Raw genomic sequence first — 3263 nt, forward strand, 5'->3', positions numbered from 1 at the left:
GCGCAGCGGTGGCGGCGCCGCCCAGCGTGGGTGCCGGTTCGCCATTGCCGTTGCCCGCCCAGACCCCCACGGTATAGCGCCCGTTACTGCCGATGGCCCAGGCATCGCGCAGGCCATAGCTGGTACCGGTTTTCCAGGCAATGGGCTGGCTGGAGCTGAACAGCCGCCATTGCCGTGCAGTGCCGGGCCGGGCCACGTCCCGCAGGGCATCCAGTGTTAACCAGGCGGCACCGGGGCTGAGCACCGGCACGCCGGGCTGGCGGTCGGCCATGGCGGATTGCAGCACCGCCACCGGGTAGGGCGGGGCCTGCAGGGCGCTGGCAAACAGGCGGGCGTAAATGCCGGTGAGTTCGCTAAGCGTGCCTTCCGCCCCGCCCAGCACCAACGTTAAGCCGTAATCTTCCGCGCTGCGAAACAGAGTGCCCATGCCCATGCGTTGCAACTGGCTGTGAAAGCGGCCCAGCCCGTATTCACGCAACATGCGTACGGCGGGAATGTTCAGCGACTGGCTGAGCGCCTGGTGAGCAGGGACCGCCCCCCGGTAGGCGTGGTCGAAATTTTCCGGGCTGAAGCCACCGTAGTTGGTGGGCAGATCCGGCACCAGGGTATCGGGCAGCAGCAAGCCGTCATCAAGCATGAGTCCGTACAACAAGGGCTTGAGAACACTGCCGGTGGAACGCGGGGCGCTGGCGATATCCACGGCGGCGCCATACTCATGGGCATCGCCGTGGGTGATGTTGCCCACATAGGCGCGAGTGGCCAAATCAATGTGATCGATCACCACCACCGCCACGTTATGCACCCCCTCCCCCGCTAACCGCTGCCCATGCTGGCGCGCCAGTTCGCGCACGCGGTGCTGCAGGTCCGCATCCAGGGTGGTGTGAAACAGGTGCTGCGGGCTGCTGGCACGGAGGGAGGTAAGCAAGTGGTCGGCACTGCCGGGGAGCGGTCTGGGGGCATCGGGCAAGGGCTCCAGCAAGGCCAGCTTCAGGTCCGTCGTCGACAGGTCGCCCTGGCTGTGCAGAGCGTTCAGCAAAGTGTTGCGTTTGGCCAGCAACCGCTCCCGGTTCCGCCCGGGGTGAATCAGCGAGGGGGCATTGGGCAGCACCGCCAGCAGCGCCGCTTCCGCCCAGCTGAGCGCCGCCGGTTCACGGCCAAAATAGCGCCAGGCGGCGGCCCGCAATCCAACGATGTTGCCGCCAAAAGGAGCCCGGCTGGCGTACTCGATCAGTAGCTCATCCTTGCTGAAATGCCACTCCATCTGCAGGGCCAGCACCGCTTCGCGGGCCTTTTCCGATAGGGTTCTGGGCGGATCATCCCGTAACAACCGGGCCAGCTGCATGGTGAGTGTGGAGCCGCCACTGACCACCCGCCCGGCGCGGGCATTAAGCCAGGCCGCACGGGCAATGGCCAATGGGTCGACACCAGGGTGGGCGAAGAAGCGTTTGTCTTCGTAGCTCAGCAAGGCACGGCGATATTTGTCCGGCAGAGTTTCCACCGGCACAAAGCGCCATTGTTCATCTGCCGCGATACGGGCCCCGAGAAGGCGGTCATTACGATCCAGCATCAGGGTGGCATAAGGGGTGTTCGTGAGCCGCTCCGGCAGCGGCCAGAACTGCAAAACCGCCACCACCGACACACCGATAATGAGCAGAAGCAGAATAATACGGCGCCAGAATGTCATCGTTGGTAGGTGCCCATTGCAATATCGGTTGTGGGGCCAGTCGCCGACGCCCTTCATGATGCAAGCATCATTTCCCACAGCGAATGCTTCACACTGGCTATTTCAGATCATCTAAAGATGATCCACCACCAGCATGCCCTCCTGTGGGAAGCGATGCTTGCATCGCGAACAAAGGCCGGCTGGGTGGAAATCAGCGTAGTCGATCTCCGCCAAACCGAACAAACCCTACTCCCGCTTCACCTCGATCCATTGCCCTTTGCTGCGGGCCTGGCGGGTGCCGTCGTACATGGCTTCCACGTTCCAGGCGGGCAGGTAAAAGCGGCCGGCAAAGGACGCATTGAGGGCCACGCGCACGGTGAGGCTGTGCTTGTTGCCCGGCTTCAGGTCGAAGTAATGCATGACACGATCGTCGCGCAGATCCTGGTACGTGACGCGCTCCTGCTCGTCGGCGCTGCCATCCAGCCGGCTGCTGGTAATCTGCCAGCCGGACGGCAGGATCTGGGTCAGCGCCAGGTTCTCCAGGGCGCGGTTACCGGTGTTGGTCACGGTGACTTCGGCAACAAAATCCTGCCCCTGGGGCAAACTGGCCGGGTTTACAGGTTTGCCGTCAGCAAGGAAACGGGTAGCCAGGCTAAGCCCCTCACTGCTGGCCTGCTCATTACCCGGCAGCGGTGTTCCGGTATTGCTGAGGGTGACAAACAGTTTGCGCTCGCTATCGTTACGAACACTGAAGGCTTGCGCAGATTCGCTATCGGTCAGTGCCTGGCGGTAAACCGGCGAGGTGGCCGCGATGTCCTGCCAGTCCTGCTTGCCTTCACTCAGCGCAAATTGATAGCCCTTCTCATCACTCTGACCCCCCGCATAGCGGGCCATGGCCATCAGCGACCAGGCGGTGGTCTGGGTGCTGTACCAGTGATCGGCAGAAAGCTGGCTGGCGATGTCCTGCGCCAGGGTCCAGGCCGCGGCGGTATCATCACGGGCATCGGCCACGGTGAGGCGGATAGCCTGATCACGCAGCAAGGAACCATAGGTGTAACTGGCGCCGTCGTATTCCAGATCGGCAGCAGCGTTGGCGGTAAGCTCCGCCGCCACATCGGCCAGGCCCATTTGCAGGTAGGCGGCCGCCAGCAACCAGCGGCCACTGTGATAACTGGCACTGCGTGAGTAATCCGGCTTGGCCATTTGCAGCCGCTCGCGCAGCCGGTTCATGGCCCCCACCTGCGGTTTGCCGGCCAGGGCCAGGGTGTACTGGCGATAGGCTTCAGCGCTCCACTGCCAGGGCCGGTCGCCCAGGCTCTGGCTACGACGAACCTGATAGGCCGCCCAGTTATCCAGCATGGCAGCCGGCACCGCGTAGCCAAGCCGTTTGGCTTCCAGCAGGAAGTGGCCCGCATAGCTGGTGCCCCAATCACTGGCATTGGCCAGGCCGGGCCAGTAGCTGAAACCGCCATCGGCCAGCTGGAAACGTTGCAGGCGTTCAATGCCGGCGGTGACGTTGTCCTGGACCTCCTGCTTTTGCTGCTCGTCCAGTTGCAGTAGTTGATTCAGGTACAGCTGCGGCAACACCGATGAGGTGGTC

At 63.4% G+C, this 3263-nt stretch carries 1 protein-coding gene and 1 pseudogene; both read right to left on the minus strand.

Annotation, left to right across the window (positions count from 1 at the left end; translation table 11 throughout):
• Positions 1–1684: penicillin-binding protein 1C (gene pbpC, locus A3754_RS16945; protein WP_063520640.1), on the minus strand; the 1684-nt coding region annotated here is incomplete at its 3' end.
• Between the two features lie 225 nt (positions 1685–1909).
• Positions 1910–3263, minus strand: a pseudogene (locus A3754_RS16950) (DUF11 domain-containing protein); the annotation flags it as partial.

This window comes from Alcanivorax sp. HI0083, assembly GCF_001635175.1.